This is a genomic window from Mycobacterium sp. (assembly GCF_044223235.1).
Classification (GTDB): Bacteria; Actinomycetota; Actinomycetes; order Mycobacteriales; family Mycobacteriaceae; genus Mycobacterium.
In genome coordinates this window covers 88,208-110,265 of sequence record NZ_JBGAME010000003.1, presented here as the reverse complement: position 1 = coordinate 110,265, position 22,058 = coordinate 88,208, and the positions used below count along the sequence as shown (strand labels likewise).

Annotated in this window: 20 protein-coding genes; 6 read left to right on the top strand and 14 right to left on the bottom strand. The window is 67.1% G+C overall.

Going from position 1 to position 22,058, the window contains the following annotated elements:
• Positions 1 to 4: 4 nt before the first annotated feature.
• The 6 genes from ADBZ6K_RS06290 to ADBZ6K_RS06265 form a co-directional block, all read right to left on the bottom strand.
• Positions 5 to 2,338 carry an SDR family oxidoreductase gene (locus ADBZ6K_RS06290; protein WP_526345025.1) on the bottom strand — a complete coding sequence of 778 codons (2,334 nt, stop codon included), beginning with the start codon at positions 2,336 to 2,338 and terminating at the stop codon, positions 5 to 7.
• Positions 2,335 to 2,619 (bottom strand): acyl carrier protein, encoded by a 285-nt coding sequence (locus ADBZ6K_RS06285; RefSeq protein WP_526345024.1) that lies wholly within the window; start codon positions 2,617 to 2,619, stop codon positions 2,335 to 2,337. Before ADBZ6K_RS06285 ends, ADBZ6K_RS06290 begins: the two co-directional genes overlap by 4 nt.
• Positions 2,616 to 4,346, bottom strand: a complete 1,731-nt coding sequence (locus ADBZ6K_RS06280) for an AMP-binding protein (protein WP_526345023.1) — start codon at positions 4,344 to 4,346, stop codon at positions 2,616 to 2,618. The genes ADBZ6K_RS06285 and ADBZ6K_RS06280 overlap by 4 nt, the downstream gene beginning before the upstream one ends.
• A gap of 344 nt (positions 4,347 to 4,690) precedes the next feature.
• Positions 4,691 to 6,115: an MFS transporter gene (locus ADBZ6K_RS06275; RefSeq protein ID WP_526345022.1), complete on the bottom strand. Its 1,425-nt coding sequence runs from the start codon at positions 6,113 to 6,115 to the stop codon at positions 4,691 to 4,693.
• A gap of 19 nt (positions 6,116 to 6,134) precedes the next feature.
• Positions 6,135 to 6,452, bottom strand: coding sequence for a hypothetical protein (locus tag ADBZ6K_RS06270; RefSeq protein ID WP_526345021.1), 318 nt, complete (start codon positions 6,450 to 6,452; stop codon positions 6,135 to 6,137).
• 923 nt (positions 6,453 to 7,375) lie between these two features.
• Complete coding sequence (locus ADBZ6K_RS06265) at positions 7,376 to 8,077, bottom strand: SDR family oxidoreductase (protein ID WP_526345020.1); 702 nt, start codon at positions 8,075 to 8,077, stop codon at positions 7,376 to 7,378.
• A gap of 84 nt (positions 8,078 to 8,161) precedes the next feature.
• Between ADBZ6K_RS06265 and ADBZ6K_RS06260 the strand changes: the two genes are divergently transcribed.
• Positions 8,162 to 8,746 (top strand): CGNR zinc finger domain-containing protein, encoded by a 585-nt coding sequence (locus tag ADBZ6K_RS06260; protein ID WP_526345019.1) that lies wholly within the window; start codon positions 8,162 to 8,164, stop codon positions 8,744 to 8,746.
• A 49-nt stretch (positions 8,747 to 8,795) separates the two neighbouring features.
• On the opposite strand, the gene ADBZ6K_RS06255 is transcribed toward ADBZ6K_RS06260, so the two are convergent.
• On the bottom strand, positions 8,796 to 8,975 hold the full coding sequence (locus ADBZ6K_RS06255; protein WP_526345018.1) for a hypothetical protein: 180 nt from the start codon (positions 8,973 to 8,975) through the stop codon (positions 8,796 to 8,798).
• Positions 8,976 to 9,069: 94 nt separating this feature from the next.
• On the opposite strand from ADBZ6K_RS06255, the gene ADBZ6K_RS06250 reads away from it, so the two are divergent.
• On the top strand, positions 9,070 to 10,140 hold the full coding sequence (locus ADBZ6K_RS06250) for an aldo/keto reductase (RefSeq protein WP_526345017.1): 1,071 nt from the start codon (positions 9,070 to 9,072) through the stop codon (positions 10,138 to 10,140).
• Between the two features lie 55 nt (positions 10,141 to 10,195).
• Here the strand turns inward: ADBZ6K_RS06250 and ADBZ6K_RS06245 are convergent, their stop codons facing one another.
• On the bottom strand, positions 10,196 to 11,098 hold the full coding sequence (locus ADBZ6K_RS06245; protein WP_526345016.1) for an LLM class flavin-dependent oxidoreductase: 903 nt from the start codon (positions 11,096 to 11,098) through the stop codon (positions 10,196 to 10,198).
• Between the two features lie 34 nt (positions 11,099 to 11,132).
• On the opposite strand from ADBZ6K_RS06245, the gene ADBZ6K_RS06240 reads away from it, so the two are divergent.
• Positions 11,133 to 11,816, top strand: coding sequence for a hypothetical protein (locus ADBZ6K_RS06240; RefSeq protein WP_526345015.1), 684 nt, complete (start codon positions 11,133 to 11,135; stop codon positions 11,814 to 11,816).
• Positions 11,817 to 11,823: 7 nt separating this feature from the next.
• Here the strand turns inward: ADBZ6K_RS06240 and tenA are convergent, their stop codons facing one another.
• The 6 genes from tenA to ADBZ6K_RS06210 all read right to left on the bottom strand — a co-directional run bounded on the left by tenA (position 11,824) and on the right by ADBZ6K_RS06210 (position 19,740).
• On the bottom strand, positions 11,824 to 12,516 hold the full coding sequence (tenA, locus tag ADBZ6K_RS06235) for a thiaminase II (protein WP_526345014.1): 693 nt from the start codon (positions 12,514 to 12,516) through the stop codon (positions 11,824 to 11,826).
• Positions 12,517 to 12,664: 148 nt separating this feature from the next.
• A complete protein-coding gene (locus tag ADBZ6K_RS06230) occupies positions 12,665 to 13,714 on the bottom strand; it encodes a patatin-like phospholipase family protein (RefSeq protein ID WP_526345013.1) in 1,050 nt (349 codons plus the stop codon).
• 256 nt (positions 13,715 to 13,970) lie between these two features.
• Positions 13,971 to 16,268, bottom strand: a complete 2,298-nt coding sequence (gene aceA, locus ADBZ6K_RS06225; protein ID WP_526345012.1) for an isocitrate lyase ICL2 — start codon at positions 16,266 to 16,268, stop codon at positions 13,971 to 13,973.
• A 169-nt stretch (positions 16,269 to 16,437) separates the two neighbouring features.
• Positions 16,438 to 17,238 carry an enoyl-CoA hydratase gene (locus ADBZ6K_RS06220; protein WP_526345011.1) on the bottom strand — a complete coding sequence of 267 codons (801 nt, stop codon included), beginning with the start codon at positions 17,236 to 17,238 and terminating at the stop codon, positions 16,438 to 16,440.
• A 7-nt stretch (positions 17,239 to 17,245) separates the two neighbouring features.
• Positions 17,246 to 18,895, bottom strand: a complete 1,650-nt coding sequence (locus ADBZ6K_RS06215; RefSeq protein WP_526345010.1) for an acyl--CoA ligase family protein — start codon at positions 18,893 to 18,895, stop codon at positions 17,246 to 17,248.
• Between the two features lie 86 nt (positions 18,896 to 18,981).
• Positions 18,982 to 19,740, bottom strand: coding sequence for an MBL fold metallo-hydrolase (locus ADBZ6K_RS06210; protein ID WP_526345009.1), 759 nt, complete (start codon positions 19,738 to 19,740; stop codon positions 18,982 to 18,984).
• 165 nt (positions 19,741 to 19,905) lie between these two features.
• On the opposite strand from ADBZ6K_RS06210, the gene tpx reads away from it, so the two are divergent.
• From tpx to ripD, 3 genes are all read left to right on the top strand, one after another.
• The gene (gene tpx, locus ADBZ6K_RS06205) at positions 19,906 to 20,406 is read left to right on the top strand and encodes a thiol peroxidase (protein ID WP_526345008.1); all 501 of its coding nucleotides are present in this window, start codon (positions 19,906 to 19,908) and stop codon (positions 20,404 to 20,406) included.
• 50 nt (positions 20,407 to 20,456) lie between these two features.
• Positions 20,457 to 21,170: a DUF899 domain-containing protein gene (locus ADBZ6K_RS06200; protein WP_526345007.1), complete on the top strand. Its 714-nt coding sequence runs from the start codon at positions 20,457 to 20,459 to the stop codon at positions 21,168 to 21,170.
• A gap of 234 nt (positions 21,171 to 21,404) precedes the next feature.
• Entirely contained in the window at positions 21,405 to 22,016 is a 612-nt protein-coding gene (ripD, locus tag ADBZ6K_RS06195) for an NlpC/P60 family peptidoglycan-binding protein RipD (RefSeq protein WP_526345006.1), read from the top strand.
• Positions 22,017 to 22,058: the final 42 nt, after the last annotated feature.

The window sequence follows — 22,058 nt, the reverse complement described above, 5'->3', positions numbered from 1 at the left end:
GATTTCAGGCGCATCGGCCGACCTTGGGGCAACTACGGTCGCGTTCGATGTCCGCGAGGCGCTTGGTGGTCCGCACGAGAGGGTCGAACCAGGGCAGCGGCAGCCAGCGCTGGCCGAGCGCTATCACCGGTAGGCGGTTGATGCTGAATTCGGCGAGGCAGAGCTGATATCCGCGTCGCCACACATCGGCATCGAACGTGGCACCGGTAGCGGATTCGAGTGCACGGCGATGGAATTCGAGGAAGTGATCGACCGACTCCGTGCTCGCGTCGGGCCCGAGCACGTGCGCGAGCAGGTCGACGAGATCGCGCTGCGGCACGTGCACCGTCGCGAGTTCCCAGTCGAAGGCGACCAGGCTGCCGCCGCCCTTCCGCAGCGCTATGTTGCGCGGGTTGAAGTCGTTGTGCACCAGCGTTCGCGGCATCGCGACCAGTTCCGGCCACCACTTCGGGGTCGCGTCGATCACCGCGGTGGCCCGGTCGTAGGTTGCGTCGTCGACCCACTGCGGGAAGTCGGTCCGGTACCGGTCGTACATGGCGCGCCACAACGGGAGCATCCCGGGCGTCTCGTCATCGCGGCCTACCCACGAATCGGCGCCGAGCAGCTCGGCCTCGCGGCCCAGCCAGTGCGCATGCACGCCGGTGATGCCGGCGATCGCCGCTTCGAGCCGTTCGGTAGTCCAGACTTCGGGCGTGTCGGCGGCGTCGAGGAACTCGACGTTGCCGTCGAGACGCTCGAGCACCACCACGAAGCCGCCCCGTTCCGCGTTCTCATAAGTACCGAAACAACGCGGTGTGATGGCTTTCACGGCGTCGGGAGCGTCGCGGTAGAAGCCGATCTCGCGCCGGTGCAGGTCGATGAAGTGGCTTGCATCCGCGCAGCTCTGCCATGCAGCGGTGATATCGCCGCCCGCCATCGACATGACCGCCGCGAGTGTGGTGGCGATCTCGGTGTCGAGCGGCTTCGACTTCACCATCACATCGACCGCGGGCCGGTCGGCGAACTCGAGCCGCAACGGCGCGACCCCGATGAACCTGTCTGGATTCGCAGCCTGCACGATCGCCGACAAGGTGCCCCTGAGCGCGCGGCCCGTTCGGGTAGCCGCGGTGACTTCGACCTTTACATCTCCGGTCCGCTCGCGCAGGAGTTGGGTGAAGAACTCGGCGGTGAGATCGGATTCCGTGAACGGCATCGGGCTGCGCCCTCGCGACCCCGGCGACCGGGACAACCCCTTGGCGAGAGTCGTCGATAGCTCCGATGTCGAAGGCACCGGCCGCCCCAAATAGCCGACCGCCAAGCAGAAATCCAGTAGACGGCGGAGGTAGTCCACACCGGTCGCCGGCGGGACGAGGCCGAGCAGTGTCCTGGTGTTGGTGTCGTCGAATGTTCGTGTCCGATCGAGATAGCAGGTGTATTGGGCGCCGATGCGCTGGTAGTAGTCGCGTTCGATGGGGTCGAGGTCCTCGACGGAGAAGGCTGTCGGCGGTACGAAGGTGCCGACCGCGAAGAACGGATATTCGGCCAGCACGTCGGACACCTCACGTAGCGACACCGTGTTGGCGCCCGGCAGATGGAATGTGCGGCCCAAGATGGCTGCGTCACCGGTGCCGACCAGTTCGGTCGCCGCGACGACGGCGTCGGCGACATAGTCCACGGGAACCAGAGAGAGGGTGGCGTCGTAGCGGCCCGGGAGGCGCCGCAGTTTCCCCTCGACGATCAACCTGAGGAGGGTGTAGAGGTTCCTGTAGTCGCGCACGGCGCCGGTGGCCGCTTCTCCGGCGACGATCGCGGGACGCAGAATGACCGAACCCACCGGTGCCTCATTCACCAGTTGTTCGGCGCGGCACTTGCTCCGCTCATATCCGTTGCTGAACTCCTGTCCGACGTCCAGCTCGTTCTCGGCGATCGTTCCGTTGCGACGGCCACAGACGTACGCGGTGCTGACATGGACCAGTGGCACCTTCCATCGCTGTGCCAGGTCGATAGCGTGCGCTGTGCCGGCGATGTTCACTCGTCGGTATTCCGCTTCAGGAGCGTCGAAAGCGATTGTGGCGGCTGCGTGCACGATGCATCCGACCGCTTCCTCGAGCTCGTCGAGTACCTGTTCGGAGACACCGAACCCAGGTTCGCGCACGTCGGCCGCCAAGCGAGCGACGCCCCCACCTGACCACCGCTGCCCGTACTCGTCCGAGAGCACGGTGGAGCCATCGGTGCGTATGAGTTGCGGCTGCCGGTGTGTCACCGCGATAACAGGACGACGTGGCGACAACCGGGCCACCACCTCGGCTCCGATCAGCCCCGTCGCCCCGGTGACCAGGATGGCGCGGCCCGGGCTCACGCCGAATCCTTCGCTGCGGTCAGGGCAAACGTCACCACGTCGTCGACGGTGTTGATCGTCGCGAGATTCTCGGGACGCTGTGGGGGAAGTCCAAAGGCGCGCTCCAATGCCATGGTCAGTTCGATCAGCCGCACGGAATCGAATCCGAGATCGTCGATAAGCCGGGCGTCGGCCGCTAGGGCCTCGACGTCGTCGGGCATCCGCCGCGGCACCGCCAGCGCGGTGATCAGCCGGATCACCCGCTGGCGCTCGGGCTCTGCGAATTCTTGCGGCGCGCTCATCCGGTATCCCGCAAATGGGGTTGATGGTCGCCCTGTGCGCGGGTTTGTTCACGGTCGGCGGTGAATGTTGAGCTGCCGATCACCGTTCCCTCGACCAAATCACCGGCCACGAGCAGAGCCCACATCTTCTCGCGGCGCGGTTTGCCGCTGGAGGTTCTCCGGATGAATCTCGGCGGCCCGATCACGATTTGAACCGTCGGGGCGGGACCAATATCGGATCGCAGCAGACGGCGGGCGGTACCCACCCAGCTGCCCGCCGAGGTTTCGGCGAAGAGGACGACACCCGGCCGTCCCACCCCGCTGTGTGCGACCGCGCAGAACTTGCCTTTGGGAATCCCGGTCACCGCGGCGAGTCGTGTTTCGAGGTCTTCCATGAACACGGATTTGCCCCGCACCTTGAGAGCCGAACCCATCCGCCCGAGCACGAATACCTGTCCGGCGAAACAGAATCCCGCATCACCGGTGTGCAGCACACCGGCGTCGGCGAATCGAGTGGAGGTGCCCGGGTCCGATTTGGCTCCGTGATACCCCATGGCGACGGACGGCGAAGACACCGCGATCTCCCCAAGGGTTCCGTCGGGCAGCCGCGCGCCGTCCTGGTCGATGATGCTGACCTCGGAGCCGGCCGGACCCACACCAGCGATCCACCCGGTACCTGGTAGCTGCTGTCCGCTGAATTGTGCACAGTCGAGGACCGCAACCGGCCGCCCGGGCCGCAGTGATGACTTGTCGATGCGAACGGCGCTGATCGGGTCGTCAAGGCGGGTTCCGGTGACTAGCAGCGTGGCCTCGGCCAGACCGTAGGCGGCGATCAGTGCCGTGGGGTTGAATCCCGCCGGTTCGACCAGCCGGGAGAATGCGTGCAAGGCGGTCAGGTCGACGCACTCGGCTCCGGTGGTCAGTGACGTCCAGGACGTAAGATCAAGTCCCTCAATATCTTCCGGGCTTAGCCGACGGGCGGCGTAGTCGAGCCCGAACGGCGGTGACACCGTATGTTGCAGCCCGGACATCGCGCGAATCCACCGCAACGGGTCCCGGATGAACTGGTCAGGGCGCATCAGGTAGAACGACCCCTGGTTCGCGATTCCCATGAGGAGGCTGATCAATCCCATGTCGTGGTAAAGGGGGAGCCACGACATCGTGACGTCCCCCGATCGCCAACCGATCATCCTGGTGATCGATTGCAGGTTCGCGGCAAGGTTGGCCCAGCTGACCATTACCCCGCGTGGGGTGCCGGTCGACCCCGAAGTGAACTGCAGCAGTGCGCATTCGGCGCGTTCGTCGGCCCGGCGGATCGGATCCGTTGCGTCGATCAGATCCTCCGTCGGCAACAGCGGCTCCAGAGACAAACCTGCGACGCGGACCGCTCTTTCGACTGTTGGCAACAGTTCGGGTGAGGTCAGCACGCTACGTGGATCGGCGCTCCGCAGTATCGCGCTGATCGTCTCGATGTATGTGGCGTCATCACCGAAGGTCGGAGGTGCGATCTGCGTGACCGTGGCTCCGCACAACCAGGCCGCGTACATTGCTGCGACGCATCGGTGCCCGGAGGGCATCACGATGCAGGCGTTGCCCCCCGCGCGCAAACCGTTCGCGCGCAGCGCCCCGCCGATCCGGCACGATACTTCGGCGAGTTCGGTGTAGGAACGGTAGTGCCATCCGTCGACGTCATCTGCAACAAACACTCCGGCGTCAGATAATGGCGCGTCGATCCAGTCGATCGCCATAGTGGAAGTGGAATCCGACGCTTGCAACAATGGTTGCCTCACTGTCCATTGGGCCATTGCATACTCATGGTCACGCCGCCGTGACAGGCGAATCTTGCGTACTCATCGACGTGTCTCCCTGTCTGTGTTGGCGGAAGGATCGCCACCATGGGGGGTCCGGGTCCGCAATGGGAATCGTCCCTCGGATTGAGTAGGGCGAGCCCAGTAGCGCGCCACTGCAATTTCGCCCGGATTCGGCCTGGTTCTACTCATGGCCAGGGCAGCCTGGTCGATGATGACTCGGGACCCATCCTTCATGACGCGATGATCGCAGCGGACCTCATCGATTGAGGGGATGAACGGGATCAGACGGGGTTGATCTCTTCGACGCTGCGCCCCGTGGTCCGCGGGCCGAGCGGTGCGACCACCGCGATGGTGACGGCCAGCGCGGCCAGGACCACTCCGAACATCGCTGCGGCACCGTATTTGTCGAGCACCGGGATGAGGATGAACGGCAGTGCGGCACTGGACAGGCGCGACACCGAGTAGGTCCAGCCCACCGCCGTTGCCCGGACGTCGCTGGGGAAGATCTCGGCCTGATACACGTGGTAGACGTTGGAGAACACGTTGCTCGCGGCGGTCGTCAGCAGTCCGAAGACGATGATCAGCGCTGGCGAGGGCACCGTCGCGAACAGGATGCCGCAGCCCGCCATGGCGACCACACTCGCCATGACCAGGTACTTCCTCTCGAATCTCTTCAGCAGCGGAATCGAGATCAGCGATCCGACCGGATAGCCGATGAAGGACAACGCCGTGAACAGCAGCGAAGACGTGATGTCGTACCCGCGGCTGACCAGCACCAGCGCGGCCAGCGTGCCGAACCCGTAGTAGCCGAACGGCTGGAACAGGTGGAACACGCCCAACATCATCAGTCGTGCCCGGTACGGCGACTGTCCAAGCCGCCGAACGGGATCGGCGGACGGCACGGCCTGCGTGACAGGTGCCACCGCGGTGCTGTCGCCGTAATCGGCGGCGGGCAGCTCCTGAGCGGGTATCCCGCGTTCGAACGCCGCCAGCGCGGCGTACGCCTCCCTGGTACGCCCGACTCCTGCGAGCCACCGCGGTGACTCGGGCAGCCCGCGACGGATCAGGATGACGAACAGTGCGCCGATCGCCCCGATGACCAACAGGATCCGCCAGCCCTCGACGCCGAATATGCTCCTGCCGTTGAGCCCGAGGGAAAGGAATCCCAGTGCGGGAACGGCGGCGAACGAACACGTGTACGCCCATGCGGCCAGGCGTCCGCGGTGCGCCTTGGGCAGCACATCGGACAGGTACGAGTCCGCGACGGGATATTCGGCGCCGACCCCGACGCCGGCCATGAACCGCGCCGCGACCAAGGTCAGCGGATTCGGTGCGAAGGCGGCGACGAGGCTCCACACCGAGAACCACACGAGATTGATCAGGAACGCGCGGCGACGGCCCAACCGGTCCGCGAGCCGGCCGAAAACCGCTGCGCCGATGAACATTCCGAGAAACGACGAGGCCATCAACGCCTGCAGCATCATGCCGCCGAGGCCGTACTGGGTCTTGAGCGCCGTGGCGATCGTGCTGGACAGGAAGATCTCGTAGACCTCGAAGAACAGGCCCAGTCCGATGGCCACCACCACCCTGCGGTGGGTCGGCCCGACGGGCAGGTTGTCCAGGCTGAGCGCGATACCACGCCCTGTGCCATCGCCATGCGGTGGATAGCCCGCCGTCAACGCAGGCGCTGTAGTCGCTGTATTCATGGTGATCGCAACCGTGCCTTCAGAAGCCGCCGAAGGACTTCTCGCCGCCGTGGCCGCCATGCCCATCCGACCGGTGCAAGCTCCAGTTCCAAGATGGTGGAGTGTTCCGGTCGTGGTCGACCTGCCAGCTCTGACCGCCGTGGGACTGCCACGTCGTGCCGTCGTCGTCGCTCCACGTGCCGTCTCCACGTTGTTGTCTCCACGACCCGTTGTCCTGTTGTCGCCACGACCCGTCGTCCTGCCGGCTCCACGTTTCGCCGCCCCGGTCCCAGGTCCGGTCGCTGTCCCCGCTCCACGTCGACGGTGCCGACGCCGCCGTCGGCGCGGGCGACGACACGTTGCGAGGTGGGTCGCGGGGTGCGTCGCCGCGGCTGCGGGCGCCGGTGCCGCCATAGCCGGTGCCGGTGCCGCCGCGGCGGGTGCGGCCGGTGCGGGTGTGGTGACTGTCGACGAGTCGATCGCAACTGGCTTGGGTGCGCCGTCATGTGATGTCAGAAAGAGACCGGTCGCGGCGACGGTTGCGATCCCGCCCGCGGCGGCCGCCAGCATCCATCCCCGCACCCGACCGCCCTGGCAACGCGGTTGTGCAGGCTCGGGATCGGGCCGCTCGGACGACCATGCGAGGTCCTGTCGATAGTCCGGCTGCATGGCCGCGACGGCGACCGTGTCGACACCCGCCGGGAAATGCCGGGCACCGCTCGCTGCGGTCGGCAGCGGAACGGTGTGCGCCATCACCCAGGGGGCGGGGTTCGGCTGCGTGGTGTTGTTCGTCATCGGTCACTCCTCGTCGGATTTGCTGGCTCCGTTGGCTGGAACCTGCTCAACCCGAAGTTACGGATCGACGATGGCCGTGGCTCGGTTGTGCACACAACCCGCGCAACGGTCGATTTTCACCTTTTGCGCATTGTGCTCAACAAGCCAGTGCGGGTAGCGCATCCACAGTGACCGACGGGTGAAAATAGCTGTTGCACAACGCCTACGAGAGGGCGACTGGTCTGAGGGAACAGTCGGACCCGAGAATACGGCAGCACGAACCGCCTACCGTGACTGCCACCAGAATTCTGTGCGGCTTCACAGAACCCGGGGCACGCCGGCGTCATCCGAATGACTATGCGATTGTCCGTTGTCCGTTTGCCGGCTCGTGCGGCATAGTGATGTCGAGCGACACGGGGGAGGTTCAATACCCCTGCGGCACAACGGCACCAAATAGCCACCCGCCGAATCGGAGGGACCGCAGGGGAGTCGACACAGCCCGACCGTTCAGACAGCCGACGGGCGCAACGGATTCCGGAGCGGGTCCGACAGGCCGGCCCTGACCGCACGCGTCATATCGTCGGCGAGCACCTCGATCTCGCCGCGCTCGACGACGTCGAGTATCGCGCCGGCGACGTCACGGGGGTCGTTCTTCGGCGCATCGACATCGGCCACCATGTCGGTGTCGGTGTAGGCCAGATGCGCTCCGACCACAAGCGTGTTCTGTGGCGCAAGCTCCAGCCGCAGCGAGTTGGTCGCCGACCACAGCGCGGCCTTGCTGTCACCGTAGGCCCCGGATCCACTGAGCCAGGACAGCACCGAGGCGATGTCGACCAGTGCGCCGCCACCGTTGGCGGCCAGGACCGGTGCGAACGCCCGGGCGACGTGGAGGGCGCCGAAGTAGTTTGTCTCGAAGACGGACCGGATCTGCTCGAAGTCTTCGTGCAGCAGTGACGGACCGGACAGTGCGCCGGCATTGTTGACGACGATCTGGGCGTCGGCGGCGGCGGCCGCCGCGGCGGCAACCGAATCCGGATCGGTGACCTCGAGGGCGATGCTCACCACCCGCGGGTTATCACTGGGCTTGGGCTCGCGCGCGGTGGCATACACCTTCGCGGCGCCGCGGTTGAGCAGCTCGTCGACGATGGCCTTGCCGAGGCCGCGTTGGCCGCCGGTGACTATCGCGATCGCACCGTGAACATCAACCATGTCGGGCTCCTTGACTTATGTGAATGAACTTTACCTATGTCAGGAATAGCCCTCTGCGCCGACATAATCAAGTACTGTTGACCTATGTCACAATCCTGGCCGGCAACCAGCCGCTACCGACTTCGGGTCGCGCCATCGGGTCTGGCGCTGGTCCAGGATCTGCTCAACACGAGGGCGATCGGCGAATACGGCCCCGACCTGCTCACCGACGGCTCCGCCGCGACGGCCTGGGCCACCGAGGCGGGGGCAGCGTGGACCGAGTCGTCGGGCACGCCTGCGCCTGCCCTGGTGCTGACCGACCGGGATGCCCGCAGGCTGCGCTCTTTGCGGAGCACGCTGCGCTCTCTCGTTCTCGATGCGCGCGTCCCCGGCGAGGCCCAACCCGACGCGACGACCGGCTTCGCGTTGAGCGACTCGGGCCAGGTGCATCTGCTGCCGCGCGGCAGTGGCGCGCAGTGGATTGCGTCGGCTGTCTGGGCCGAAGTTCTGCTCAGCCAGCAGTCCTCGACCTGGCAGCGGCTCAAGTGCTGCCGCGAACCGGCCTGCGGATCGGCGTTCTACGACCAGTCGAGGAACAACAGCGGCGTCTGGCACGACGTCAAGACCTGCGGTAACCGTGCCAACCTGCGGACATCGCGGGCCCGGCGCAGGATCGCCCAGACGTCGTGAGGGCGCGCTGCGACACGGCCAGCAAATGGCTCACCGACGACTGAGGCGACTACCCATAGCAAGACCGGCCCGTGGCAGCGAGATTCTCATGTACCTGGGCGGAGCTGCGCCCGTCGCGCAGATCGTCGGCACGGCCCGCGTTGATGTAGGCGGGGCGCCCGACCGCGGCCAGGCCGATTCCCAGCCGATTCGCCGGGCTCGCGTCGTCGTGCTGCCCGGTCGCGCTCATCTCGGCTGATGTCCTCCCAGGTGGACTGCGTCCACATTCTGTTGCAATCGGGGCGCGGCGTACAGGCTCGCCGACCGAACCTACGATCGGAATCATGAACGAGGATCTGCTGATCGGTGGTGTTCCCTTTACCCACGACCCGTGGGTTGCGGCCCGCAGCCGATACGACGGCATGCCCTACCGGAGGGTCGGCCGATCCGGTCTCCTGCTGCCCGCGATCTCGCTGGGCTTTTGGTACAACTTCGGCGATGACCGCCCCTTCGCCGCTCAGCGCGAGGTGCTGCGCCACGCATTCGACCGGGGTATCACGCATTTCGATCTGGCCAACAACTACGGCCCGCCCTACGGCTCGGCCGAGGAGAACTTCGGCCGGATGCTGCGCGGTGACTTCAAGCCCTACCGCAACGAACTGATCATCTCCACCAAGGCGGGCTGGGACATGTGGCCCGGGCCCCACGGACAGCTCGGCAGCCGCACCTACCTGCTGTCCAGCCTGGACGAATCGCTGGCCCGGCTCGGCATCGACTATGTCGACATCTTCTACTCGCACCGCTTCGACCCCAACACCCCGCTGGAGGAGACCGTCGGCGCCCTCGATTCCATCGTCCGCGCGGGCAAGGCGCGCTACGTCGGCATCTCGTCGTATTCGGCCGTGCACACCGCCGCCGCCGCCGCGATCGCCAAGCGGCTCGGTACACCCCTGGTGATCCACCAGCCGTCGTACTCGATGCTGAACCGCTGGATCGAAGGCGGCTTGGTCGACGAACTCGCCTCCGCCGGTATGGGCGCCATCGCCTTCACCGCCCTGGGGCAGGGCCTGCTCACCGATCGCTATGTCGACAAGCCGGCCGACGAGATCGTCCGCGCCGCCCAGCGTCCAAGCTTCGACGAGACACTGGTCACCGACGAGCTGCACACCCGGCTCGGTGCGCTCGCCGCGATCGCCAAGGGCCGCGGTCAGACCCTTGCACAACTCGCGCTGGCGTGGGTGCTGCGCGATCCGACGGTGGCATCGGCGGTGGTGGGTGCCTCCCGCATCGAGCAGCTGGACGAAAACCTCGCGGCGGTCCAGAATCTCGACTTCTCACCCGAGGAGCTCAGCGAGATCGATCGCTATGCGGTCGACTCCGGCATCGACCTGTGGCGGTCGAGCTCGGAGCTATAAGGGCGGACGTGGCCTGCGGCCGGCACAAATGTCTGCGCCAGCGGCGCGAAAGTGTCTACGCCAGCGGCGCAAAAGCCTCGGCCAGCGCGTCGTATCGGTCGAGGCGCTGCTGGCCGGTGCCAAGCGAGCGGTCGGGAACGATCACCTCGTCGACGCCCTCGTCGCGCCACCGCGCCACCTGCTCGGCGATCCGTGCCGGGGAGCCGTGCACGACGGGCAGCGGCAGCTTTGCGGCGGTCGCCTCGGCTCGGGACTGTTCCTCGGCCGTCTCGGTGACGATGATCAGCGCCTGCGTCGACCGCCAGACCGTCGCCGGGTCGCGGCCCTCGCGCTCGCAGGCGGCATCCAACACCGCCGCCGTTTCGCCGAACCCACCCGGCGCCGACCACTGGTTCCACTGCTGCGCGTAGCGGGCGACCAGGCGCAGCATCCGCGGGCCGCTGGCCCCGATCAGCAGCGGCAACGGAGACTGCACCGGTTTGGGCTCACAGACGGCGTCGCTGAGCCGGTAATACCGGCCCGCGAAACTGGTTGTCGGCTCGCTCAGCAAGCCGGTGACGACGGCGAGTCCTTCGGCGAACCTGTCGACCCGCTCGCGCGGAGTACCGAGCTCGATTCCGTACTGCTCATGCTCGTTGACCTGCCAGCCGGCACCGAGCCCCAGGGTCAGCCGGCCCCCGCTGATGTGATCGATCGTGGCAGCGGAGTTCGCCAGCACCGCCGGATGCCGGTAGGTCATCGACAGCACGAGGTTCGCCAGCCGCAGCCGCGACGTGGCGGTGGCCAGCGCCGCCAGCACACCGGTCGCCTCGAGCATGTCCGGCGGCCCGCTTCGGCCGGCCGCCATGAAGTGATCGGCGACGTAGACGGCATGCCAGAAGCCCCTGTCGCCGTGCTGGGCGAGTTCGAGAAGTTCGGGCCACGGCTGCGCGGCGCCCGGCCAGACGGAGAAGCGCACGAGCCGAGCCTAGCGGTGGTGGCATCCTGGCCATGTGGGACTGCTGTTTCGTCTGGCGGAGCTGCTCATCATCATGGTGCCGCTCGCAGGCATCGTCGTCGCGGCCGTGAAGGCGTTCTCAGCCGCGAATCGCAAGTGGGGAGATAGGCCCGCCGAGCCGCCCGCCACGGGGGAGGACAGCCCACAATCGGCGAGGCTGACGCACGCCGCGGGCAACCCGGCGGCGCGGTGGCGGGCGATCAACCGCACGATCGAGGAACACGCCCGCACCGACACCCGCTGGCTGGACTACGAACTGGACGCCGCCAAGCTGCTGGATTTTCCCCTGATGACCGATATGCGCGATTCGCTCACGACGGCGTTTCACCGGGCCAAGCTTCGGGCGGACCTGCTGCGGCCGATGAAGGCTGAGGACCTGCTCGACGACCCCGCCTCCGCCGATCGCTACCTCGCGGCGGTCGAGGATTACGCGACCGCCTTCAACGCCGCCGAAGCCGAGGCGATCCGCAGGCGCCGCAACGACTTCTCCCGCGCGGATCAACAGCGGATGACACGGGCGCAGAGCCTGCTGCGGGTGGCGTCGGACTCCGCCGCCACACCGCAGGAGCGCGAACGCGCCTACGCGCTGGCCGGGCGGGAACTCGACGGCCTGGTCGTCCTGCCGCCCACCACGCGCGCCGCCATCGAACGAGGTATCGCCGGCGAGCTCGACGGCTGAGCCGCCGTCACACCGGCCACGCTTCACGCCGGTACGCGGAGTCCCAGAACATCCACTCGTAGCGCGCGGTCGTCACGAAATGCGCCCGGGCGGCGGCCTCCTCGGCCGGGCTGAGCCCCGGCCCTGTCCTGTCGGTGAGAGCAAGGACCTCGCCGACGGTCGCGGCGAACTCGTCCCCGCCGTAGCTGTCGATCCAGCGCTGGTAACGAGGATCGGGTGAGCCGCGCTTGACCAACTCCGCGCCGACCTCGGCGTAGATCCAGTAGCAGGGCAGGACGGCGGCGAGACCCTCGGCGAAGCTGCCGCCGTAGGCGGTGGCGAGCAGGTAGCTGGTGTACGCGCGCGTCGTCGGGGACACGGGTACCCCGTCGAGTGCGGTGAAGTCGAGGCCGAGTTCGGGCAGCAGCGAGGCGTGCAGTGCCACCTCGACGTCGAACACCCCGGCTGCGTGCCCGGCGAACATCGCCGTGTCGGCGAGCGTCGGGGCCTTCGCCGCGACGATCGACAACGCGCGGGCGTAGTCACGCAGGTAATGGACATCCTGGGCGACGTAGTGGGCGAAGACGCCCGGGTCCAGCGCACCGTCGGTCAGTCCGGCGAGGAACGGATGGACGAGGATCGCATCGAAGATCGGCTCGATGTCCGTCCACAACCGCGACGACCACGATTCGGGATACCCGGAACCTATCGACGGCGTCATCGCCAGCACCCGCCTCGGCTCGCACCGCTCGGGTCCTCCACACCTGCGATTCCATACTCCATACAACGCATCCTGTCAGGTATGCGCGCCGACGGCACCCGGGGGCCGGCGGGCACATTAGGAGCCCGGTGGGAGGCCTGCGGTCAGATCACCGCAGAGCGCCGTCCAGGTCGACGGTGCCGCGCACACCGATCGACGAGTAGTTCACCGCGAGCCAGGACTGGGCGGCTTTGCGCCCCGCGTCGCGCAGCTCCTGGAAATAGTCCCATTCCGCTTTGCGGCGGGTCGACGAGTGGTGGGTGTCGAGCACACCGCTGCCGTCGATGCGGTGCAGATGGACGTTCTTGTAGTCGTTGGGGGAGAGCTTCCCCTCCTCGATCAGCCGCTGTACGAACGCCACGGCGCGCAGTTCGCGCAGCAGGTTGCTGTTGAACGTGATCTCGTTGAGCCGGTTGCGAATCTGGCGTGCCGTGCGCGGTGTGTGCTTGCGCTCCAGCGGGTTGATCTGCACGAGCAGGATGTCCTCGGTCTTGGTCTCGTACAGCAGCGGGAACAGTGCGGGGTTGCCCATGTAACCGCCGTCCCAGTACGGGACACCGTCGATCTCGACGGCCTGGAAAACCGTGGGCAGACACGCCGAGGCCATCAGATGGTCGGAGGTGAGCTGATCGCGGTTGAAGATCTCCACCGTGCCGGTCCACACATTGGTTGCGCTGAGGAAGATCTCGACGTCGGAGCAGGCGCGCACGCGTTCGAAGTCGACGAGCTTGTTGATCGCGCGCCGCAGCGGATTGATGTTCAGCGGGTTGGCCTGATACGGGCTGAGGCTGTGGACGACGGCGTTGACCACCGTTTCACTGCGCCACACGCCCAGCATCCGGCGCACCAGCCGGCGCTGCAGGGGCGAGAGGAAACCGTCCATGCTGGCCCGCCGCCAGAACGTCTCGAGCGCACCGCGCGCGCCGTCGATGCCGCCGTCGAGCCAGCCCTGCACCAGCACGACGGCGTTCATCGAACCGGCGCTGGCACCGCTCATCGCGTCGATGGCCAGCCGCCCGTCCTCGAGGATCGCGTCGAGCACCCCCCAGGTGAAGGCACCGTGCGCACCGCCGCCCTGCAGGGCCAGCGATACCACCTTTTCGGCGCGCGGCCCGGCAAGGCCCTCTCGGGTCGTGCGGACGACCGCAGTCTCATTCATGGGAACTCCTGACGGTTGTCAGAGGCGGCGAACCCCCTGAGCCGGAACCGGCGGTGGTTCGACGACGCGGGCGGTGGAATCGGGCCAACCACCCCAGTGAGGCATGCCGCTCTCTGTCATGTGCGCATGGTGGCGCAGCAACACCTCCACCGTATGGGTGAACTCGCCAGAACCGCCGGAGGCGACGACGTGAGTATGGCGGCTTCCGGCCCGTGAGGTGAGCGAGCTCACCCCCCGCAGCGGGCGCTAGTCCTCGCTAGTCCTCCTTGCGGATCAGCCGTCCCAGCGCCTGGCCGTCGGGTGCCAACAGCTCCGCGATCCGCGGCTGGTTCACGTCGGCGACGATGATCTCGCCGACCTCCTGGTAGACGTCGCTGAAGATCCCGTGCGACTTCATCTTCTCGGTCTGATAGATGTTGTCCTCGGTCGGCGTCACGTAGTACACCGCGTCGGCCTTGAAGCGGTGCACCAGCCAGAGATGGATCAGCGTCATCAGGCGCTTCTGGCGCATCTTCTCGGCGTAGGTGTTCTGGTCGCGCACGGTGAGGATGCTGCGGCCGTGCCGATCTTTGATCGGATCGACGACGACGTTGGCGAGCATCTCGTTGTCCTCGTTGTCACTGCCGTAGATCCCGAGCTCGAGTACGTCGGAGCCGGCGCGGCGCGGGCGCAGTTGCACGCGAAGCTTCTCCTGGAGCGCGTAATGCTCGCTCCACAGCGCCAGCCAGTCCTCCAGTAGCTTCTTCGGCACCTCGGTCTGGACCAGATGCTGATGCTGCGTCGAACCCTTGCCCATGGATTTGGTGGTCGCGGTGCGGCCGGAGGAGGCCGCAAGCGCCGCATCGCTTCGTGGGCCGCCGACGAGGGTTTGCGGTGTGCGGTAAGGCGATTCGACCAGACGCATCTTGCGTTGCAGGCGCGCGAGGGCCAGCATGCCCTCCTGCCGCAACGAGGTGGCGAACTCCTCGGAGGCGACACCGTCGACCTGGTGGCCGCCGTAGGTGATGAAGTTGAAGACGAATCCCATCTTTCCGAGTTCCTCTGGGAACGCCCGCATCTCCTCGTCGGTCATCCCGGTGGTGTCCCAGTTGAACGACGGCGACAGGTTGTAGGCCAGCATCTGGTCGGGGAACTCGGCGTGGATGGCCTCGGCGAACTCCCTGGCGTCAGCGAGGTCGGCGGTCTTGGTCTCCATCCACAGGATGTCGGCGAATGGCGCCGCGGCCAACGACTTCGCGATCGCGTACGGGATACCGCCGCGCACCTGGTAGTAGCCCTCGGGCGTCTTGGCCCGTTCGCAGTCCCAAGCGACGTCGGCCCCCAGCTCCTTGGCCTTCGTGCGGGCGCTGTACAGCGACGCGCGCTCGGCGAACGCGCGCCAGTCGGCGGCGCTCATCGACGGCTGCTCACCCTCACGCTCGCGGAACTCGAGCAGTTCGGCCACCGCCCCGCCATAGGTGTCCAGCCCGGCGTCGTCCTGCCAGACATCGACGAATCTCGACTCCACCTTGTCGAAGGCGACCTCGACCGAGGGTTCCCGGCCGTCCTGCCACGCCGCGGCGGTCTCATCGACCAGTGCCAGCAGGCCGTGATGGTCCAGCCAGGCCTCGGCGCTGGCGTACTCGCCCTCGGGAAGCGCGTACAACAGGTGGCCGTTGAGCTCGCTGACGCCCTGGGTGTAGAAGCGCCGCATCAGGGCCAGGAAGCAGGACTTGTAGGAGGGGATCTTCAGGTTGGTTGCGCCCAGCAGGAACGGCTGATCCCGCTCGTCGGCACGGCTGTCGATCAGGTTGGCGGCTTCGGCGTCGGTGCGCGCCACGATGATTCCGGGCACCCGCATGATGTCGAGCTGGAACCGGGCGGTGTTGAGGCGCTTGATCTGTTCGTCCGACGGGACCAGCACCTTGCCGCCCTGATGGCCGCATTTCTTGGTACCTGGGCGCTGGTCCTCGATGTGATAGCCGGGCACACCGGATTCGACGAAGCGACGGATCAGGTTGCGCACGTGCGGGTCGCCGCCGTGGCCGGTGTCGGCGTCGGCGATGATGAACGGCCGGTAGTCGTACTCCGGGGTCGAGGCGCGCTGCTCGGGAGTCATGCGCAGCCGGAGGTACTGCTGGTTGCGGTCGGCCGTCAGAAGCGCACGCACCAGGCCGGCCGCCTCGTCGGGGACCTGGCTGAGGGGGTAGCTGGCCAGGTCGGGCCCCGGATCTTCGCTGATGGAGCCTTTCGCCGAAGTGGCCCACCCACCCAGGTAGATGCCCTCGATGCCCATCCGCTTCATCACGACCGCCTGGCCCGGTGAGTATGGGCCGAAGGTGGTGATGCTCTTCTTCTGCGCGAACAACTCTCGCAGCCGCGGATAGAACGCTTCGGCGGCCTCGCGGGCCACCGTGTAGTCGGTGGGGATCGTCCCCCGCTGCTCGGCGACCTGGCGGGCCGAGTACAGGCGGGTGATGCCCTCATAGCGGGAACTGTCGAAGTACGCCTGCGTGGCGGCGACGTCCCGCGCGAACGGCGTGGGGGCCTGTAGCTCAGCTTCGATGGTGGCCATGGGCATTCGCTCCTGTTCAGCGCTGTTCCCGCCGACGATCGCTCGGGATTGGACCGCCTTTCTCCCGACAATACGGCGCATGCTTGGCCGAGGGTGGCACGTTCCGGGGACTGGCCGGCAGCGACCGATTCAGGGCGCGCAATCACCTGCCGGCTCTCGCCACTTGGCGTTACGTCGCAGCCGCCCTCGCCGCCGACCAACTCGGCGGGCGCTTCTCGATGAACGCCGCGACGCCCTCGAGCGCGCTCGGGTCCATCATGTTGCACGCCATCGTCGCTGCCGCGTCCTGATAGGCGGATTCGATGCCGACTTCGATCTGCCGGTAGAACAGGGCCTTACCCATCGCGACGGCGACACGTGGCTTGGCGACGATCCGGGCGACCACCGACTCGATCTCGTCGTCGAGTGCGTCGGATGCCACCACCTTGTTGACCAGCCCGAGCGCAAGCGCCTCCTCGGCGGACACGAAGTCGCCGGTGACCAGCATCTCGAACGCCGCCTTGCGGGGCACATTCCGCGTCAGCGCCACACCCGGTGTGGCGCAGAACAGTCCGACGTTGATACCGCTGACCGCGAAGCGGGCATCGCGGCTGGCCACCGCGAGGTCACACATCGCCACGAGTTGGCAGCCTGCGGCGGTGGCGAGGCCGTGCACTCGGGCGATGACCGGCACCGGCAGCCGCTGGATCGCCAGCATCACCTCGGTGCAATCGGCGAACAACCGTTGGTAGTAGTCCAGCGAGGGCGCCGACCGCATCTCCTTGAGGTCGTGGCCCGCGCAGAACGCCTTGCCGGACGCGCCGAGCACCACCGCGCGCACCGTGTCATCCTCGGCCAGGCCGGCGAGCGCGCGTCCGAGGGAGGCGAGCATGGCCTCCGACAGCGCGTTGAACGCCGTGGGGCGATTCAGTGTGAGCCTGACGACGCCGCGCCCGTCCCGATCATGTTGCAGCAGTGGTTCGTCCGTCATCTCGACCTCATTCGATCGCCGCGGTGCTCTTGGCTCGCTCGCGTAGCTGGAACTTCTGGATCTTGCCCGTCGAAGTTTTCGGGATCGGTTCGAACCGAACCTCTTTCGGCGCCTTGAAGTGTGCGAGCAGCTCCTTGCAGTGCGAGATCAAGTCTTCCGCCGTCGCGGCGGCGCCCTCCCTGAGTTCGACGTAGGCCACCGGTGTCTCACCCCATGTCGGGTGCGGCATCGCGACGACGGCGCACGCCATCACCGCCGGGTGCCGGTACAACGCGTCCTCGACCTCCAGCGAGCTGATGTTCTCACCGCCGGAAATGATGATGTCCTTGCTGCGATCCTTGATCTTCACGTAGTGGTCGGGCTCCATGACCGCCAGATCCCCGGTGTGAAACCAGCCACCGGCGAACGCCTTCTCGGTACCCGCCGGATTCTTCAGGTAGCCCTTCATGACGATGTTGCCGCGAAACATGATCTCGCCCATCGTCTCTCCGTCGGCGGGAAGTTCGTCCATGGATGCCGGATCCAGCACGGTCATCCCTTCCTGCAGCGCGTATCGCACACCCTGACGGCCGTTGAGCCGGGTCTGCTCCGACAGGCTCTCGTCCGTCCAGCTCTCCCGCTTGACCGCCACCGAGGCCGGCCCGTACACCTCCGTCAGCCCGTACACGTGGGTGATGTCGAAGCCGATCTTGGCCATGCCCTCGATCATCGAGGCCGGGGGAGCCGCCGCCGCGACCATGCCGCGCACCCGTTGCCGAATTCCCGAACGATCCCCGGACGGAGCCGAAATGATCATGCTGTGCACGATCGGCGCGGCGCAGTAGTGGTCGACGCCGTGATCGCGCATCGCCGCGAGGATCGATGACGCGTCCACTTGGCGCAGGCAGATGTGGACGCCGCCGAGCATCGCGATCGTCCACGGGAAGCACCAGCCGTTGCAGTGGAACAACGGTAGGGTCCACAGGTAGCGCGGATAGTGCGGCATCGACCACGTCACGGCGTTGCCCACCCCGTTGAGGTAGGCACCGCGGTGGTGTGTGACGACGCCCTTCGGGTCGCCGGTGGTACCAGAGGTGTAGCTGACCGCGATCGCGTCCCATTCGTCGGCGGGACCTTCGAGCCGGACGAGCGGTTCGTGTTCCGCCAGCACCGCCTCGTACTCCAGGTCGCCGAGCCGTTCACCTGGTCCGTCGTACTCGCTGTCGCACACGTCGACGACGATCGGCGTGCGGCCGTACTCCTCCTCGAGGATCTTCAATGCGGGTCCCATCGCGTGTTCGAACGACCGGTCGGTGATCACCACCGCGGCCTCGCAATGGTTCATCTGCCAGGCCAGCGTCGCCGAGTCCAGCCGCGTGTTGAGGGTGTTGATCACCGCGTTGATCCCCGCGCAGGCGTAATGCGCCTCGATCATTTCGGGTGTGTTGGCCAGCATCGTCGTCACCGTCGTGCCGCGCCCGGCTCCCATCGCCCGCAATGCCGCGGCCAGCCGCGCCGAGCGGTCACGCAGCTCCCGCCAGGTGTAGCGCCGCTCGCCGTGGATGAGCGCGGGCAGGTCCCCGAAGATCTCGGCGCTGCGTTCGACGAAGCTCACCGGCGACAGCGCCGCGTAGTTCGCGGCGTTCTTGTCCAGGCCCGTGTCGTAGATACCGGTCACGTCCGTCTCCTGACTTCTGCGCCGAGGTGTGGTCGGGGAGCGCGTCCCCAATATCCCACAGGTGTCCTGGCCGGTCTGGCACTCCGCTATGGCTGCGTGCGGTGATCCTGTGTGCGGTGATCGAGGTGGTCGGCGAAAACGTCGATCGCCGCGGCGATGCGCGCCGATGCACCGGACAGGACCGCCTCTCCGTGGCCGAAGCCCGCGATCTGCGCCCCGGTCGCAGCGAGCTTGTCCAGCGAGCGCCGTGCGGCAGCACGATCCGTGTTGAACACTCCGAGGATCACCTGGCCCTCGAACTCGGCGACGGCGTCGCCGGTGAGCAGGGCGTCGGCGGCAGGCAGGTACAGGGCAATGCTGCCGGGGGTGTGGCCGGGGACGGCCACCACGCGGGCGCCTCCCGCGAAGCCCAGCACGTCACCGTCGTCGACCGTACGGTCGACGCGGCACGGCGGTCCCTGGGGTGGCCCGGCGGACTCGGGGTGTATCGCCCGCTCGGCTGCGGTCAGCTCGGGCAGCGGGCCTGGCTGAATGCCGGCCACATACGGCGCATCGGGTGCGCCGGCGACGACCTCGACGGCCGCCCAGCCGGCGATCTCGGCGGCCGCGCCGCTGTGATCGTGGTGGAAATGCGTCAGGACGATCCTGGTCACCTCGTCGCGACGCCTGCCGAGGGCGTCCAGCACGTCGGCGATCAACCCGGCGCTGTTCGGCCAGCCGGTGTCGACGACGGTCACACCGTCCCCGGCCAGCCACAGGTAGCAGTTCAACAGATACGCGCCGTCTCCCGGCACGCGCACCTGATACAGCGAGGGTGCCAGTTGCTTTGGCTCGAGCGGCCGCATTCCGTTGACGCTACCCCGCACCCGCCCCCGGCCCAGCGGATTTCGCTCTGGCCGAAACACTTTGGGGCACAACACACGCCACGGTGGAACGGTTGAGCCGCCCTCCGGAAGGCCGCCATCCACCCTGGCCTGCCCGCGTCGCGGCGGCCTTGGCAGACTGTGGCCATGGCACAGATAACCCTGCGTGGAAATCCGATCAACACGGTCGGCGAACTGCCCGCCGTCGGATCCCCGGCACCCGCGTTCACCCTGACCGGCACCGACATGGGCCAGGTCAGCAGCGCACAGTTCCGCGGTAAGCCCCTGCTGCTGAACATCTTTCCGTCTATCGACACCCCGGTATGCGCGACGAGCGTGCGAACCTTCAACGAATGGGCGGCCTCCGGGGGCGCCGCGGTGTTGTGCGTGTCGAACGATCTGCCGTTCGCGCAGAAGCGATTCTGTGGCACCGAAGGCATTGACAATGTCGTCACGGCATCGGCCTTCCGCGACAGTTTCGGCAAGGATTACGGAATCACCATCGCCGACGGCCCGATGGCCGGACTGCTCGGGCGAGCCGTCGTGGTGATCGGCAGCGACGGCACCGTCGCCCATACGGAACTGGTGGCCGAGATCGCGCAGGAGCCCGATTACGACGCCGCGCTCGCCGCACTGGGCACCTCCTGATCCCGATACCCCGGCGATGAGATCGGGCGGCCGGGTCGGTCAGTACATCCATGACCGATAACACACCGTCCACCGGGGCGACTGCACTGCCGCCGGTGGTTGATCAGGACACCTGGCGCGCCGCGCTCGACGACCTGCGCCGCCGGGAGAAGGCCGCCACCAGAGAACTCGACGCGATCGCCGCTCAGCGCCGCCGGCTGCCCATGGTGAAGATGCCCGACTACACCCTGGTCGGCCGTGACGGCCCCCTGTCCCTCAGCGACGTGTTCGGGGGACGCTCGCAGCTGATCACCTACCACCACATGTGGGAGGACGGCGCCGAGTGGCAGTGCGGCGGATGTACCGGGTTCACCTCGCAGTTCACTCGACTGGGCTTCCTCGACAACTACGACGCCCGCTTCGTCATCGTCACCAATGGCCCAATCGAGGAGGCGCTGGCCTACCGCGACAAGGTCGGCAACGCGATGGAGTGGTACTCATCGGCAGGGAGCACGTTCGGCGCTGACGTCGACGCACCGCCCGGCGGCGGATTCGGCGTCAACGTCTTCCTGCGCGACGGCGACACCGTCTACCGCACCTGGCACACGTCGGGCCGCGGCACCGAGCAGCTCAGCCACTCGTTTGCGCTCATCGACCTGCTGCCTTGGGGTCGGCAGGAGGAATGGCTGGATTCTCCCGAGGGCTGGCCGTCCCGGCCAACCTATTCCGGCTGGCTCGACTCGCCCGACTTGGCCCGGCTCTACGGCCCCGGCAACCAGTCCTGAGCGCCTGGCAAACGTCACATCGACACTCCCGGCCGCAGCCGGAGCGTGATCACGGGCGGTCACCGTTGGGTCACGGTCCGACAAAATCTTCCGCCGGAGCCTTTGCTGGCTGGGCAGCCGTGTGACTGGTGGGGTAGAAGTGATTAACCCCTTGCGATTTGTGCACATCGGGATGCGCTCGTCGCTCGTCGCAACAAGCGTGCACGAATCGCCCGAAGAACAGGTGGATTTCGAATGAAGCGTGGCTGGGTCCTGGTGATCGCCCTGGCGCTGTTGGTCGCGGCGCCGGGCTTCGCAGTCGCCGATACCTGGACCGGCACCCGAGCCCAGGCTATCCAGTACGTGATCGAACGCGGCCTTGCGCAGCGCGGCGTCCCCTACACCTACGGCGGCGGCGACGTCTCCGGCCCGACCGTCGGCATCGCGCCACCGCCCAGCACCGATCCGGTCACTCCGGCCGCCGCGCCGATTCCCGCGACCACCGGGGGTCTGACCCTCGCCGGTGTCGTCCCGCACACCACCACCGCGGGGACGGAACCGAAGGCGGCCGCAGCGCAGCCGAGTGTTACGGGCTTCGACGCGTCGGGCCTGATGGTGTACTCGTTCGCCGGGGTGGGTATCAAGCTGCCGCGGTCCTCGGGGGAGCAGTACAAGGTCGGCACCAAGGTGCTGCCGTCGCAGGCGCTGCCCGGCGACCTGATCTTCTTCGGGCCCGACGGCACCCAGAGCGTCGCACTGTTCCTCGGGAACGGCCTCATGCTCGAAGCCGGTCCGCCCGCGGTCAAGGTCTCGCAGGTCCGCACGGACACCATGGCTCCCTATCTGGTCCGGATCATCCAGCGCTGAGGCAGATCCAGAGACCGATTCGCGCGCCTCGCCCACGGTGAG

Bases quoted from the DNA above. Each gene is read 5' to 3' on its own strand.
- ADBZ6K_RS06285 (WP_526345024.1), bottom strand. From the start codon at position 2,619: ATGAGCGCGCCGCAAGAATTCGCAGAGCCCGAGCGCCAGCGGGTGATC.
- ADBZ6K_RS06280 (WP_526345023.1), bottom strand. From the start codon at position 4,346: ATGGCGATCGACTGGATCGACGCGCCATTATCTGACGCCGGAGTGTTT.
- ADBZ6K_RS06275 (WP_526345022.1), bottom strand. From the start codon at position 6,115: ATGAATACAGCGACTACAGCGCCTGCGTTGACGGCGGGCTATCCACCG.
- ADBZ6K_RS06265 (WP_526345020.1), bottom strand. From the start codon at position 8,077: ATGGTTGATGTTCACGGTGCGATCGCGATAGTCACCGGCGGCCAACGC.
- ADBZ6K_RS06260 (WP_526345019.1), top strand. From the start codon at position 8,162: ATGTCACAATCCTGGCCGGCAACCAGCCGCTACCGACTTCGGGTCGCG.
- ADBZ6K_RS06255 (WP_526345018.1), bottom strand. From the start codon at position 8,975: ATGAGCGCGACCGGGCAGCACGACGACGCGAGCCCGGCGAATCGGCTG.
- ADBZ6K_RS06250 (WP_526345017.1), top strand. From the start codon at position 9,070: ATGAACGAGGATCTGCTGATCGGTGGTGTTCCCTTTACCCACGACCCG.
- tenA (WP_526345014.1), bottom strand. From the start codon at position 12,516: ATGACGCCGTCGATAGGTTCCGGGTATCCCGAATCGTGGTCGTCGCGG.
- ADBZ6K_RS06230 (WP_526345013.1), bottom strand. From the start codon at position 13,714: ATGAATGAGACTGCGGTCGTCCGCACGACCCGAGAGGGCCTTGCCGGG.
- aceA (WP_526345012.1), bottom strand. From the start codon at position 16,268: ATGGCCACCATCGAAGCTGAGCTACAGGCCCCCACGCCGTTCGCGCGG.
- ADBZ6K_RS06220 (WP_526345011.1), bottom strand. From the start codon at position 17,238: ATGACGGACGAACCACTGCTGCAACATGATCGGGACGGGCGCGGCGTC.
- ADBZ6K_RS06210 (WP_526345009.1), bottom strand. From the start codon at position 19,740: ATGCGGCCGCTCGAGCCAAAGCAACTGGCACCCTCGCTGTATCAGGTG.
- tpx (WP_526345008.1), top strand. From the start codon at position 19,906: ATGGCACAGATAACCCTGCGTGGAAATCCGATCAACACGGTCGGCGAA.
- ADBZ6K_RS06200 (WP_526345007.1), top strand. From the start codon at position 20,457: ATGACCGATAACACACCGTCCACCGGGGCGACTGCACTGCCGCCGGTG.
- ripD (WP_526345006.1), top strand. From the start codon at position 21,405: ATGAAGCGTGGCTGGGTCCTGGTGATCGCCCTGGCGCTGTTGGTCGCG.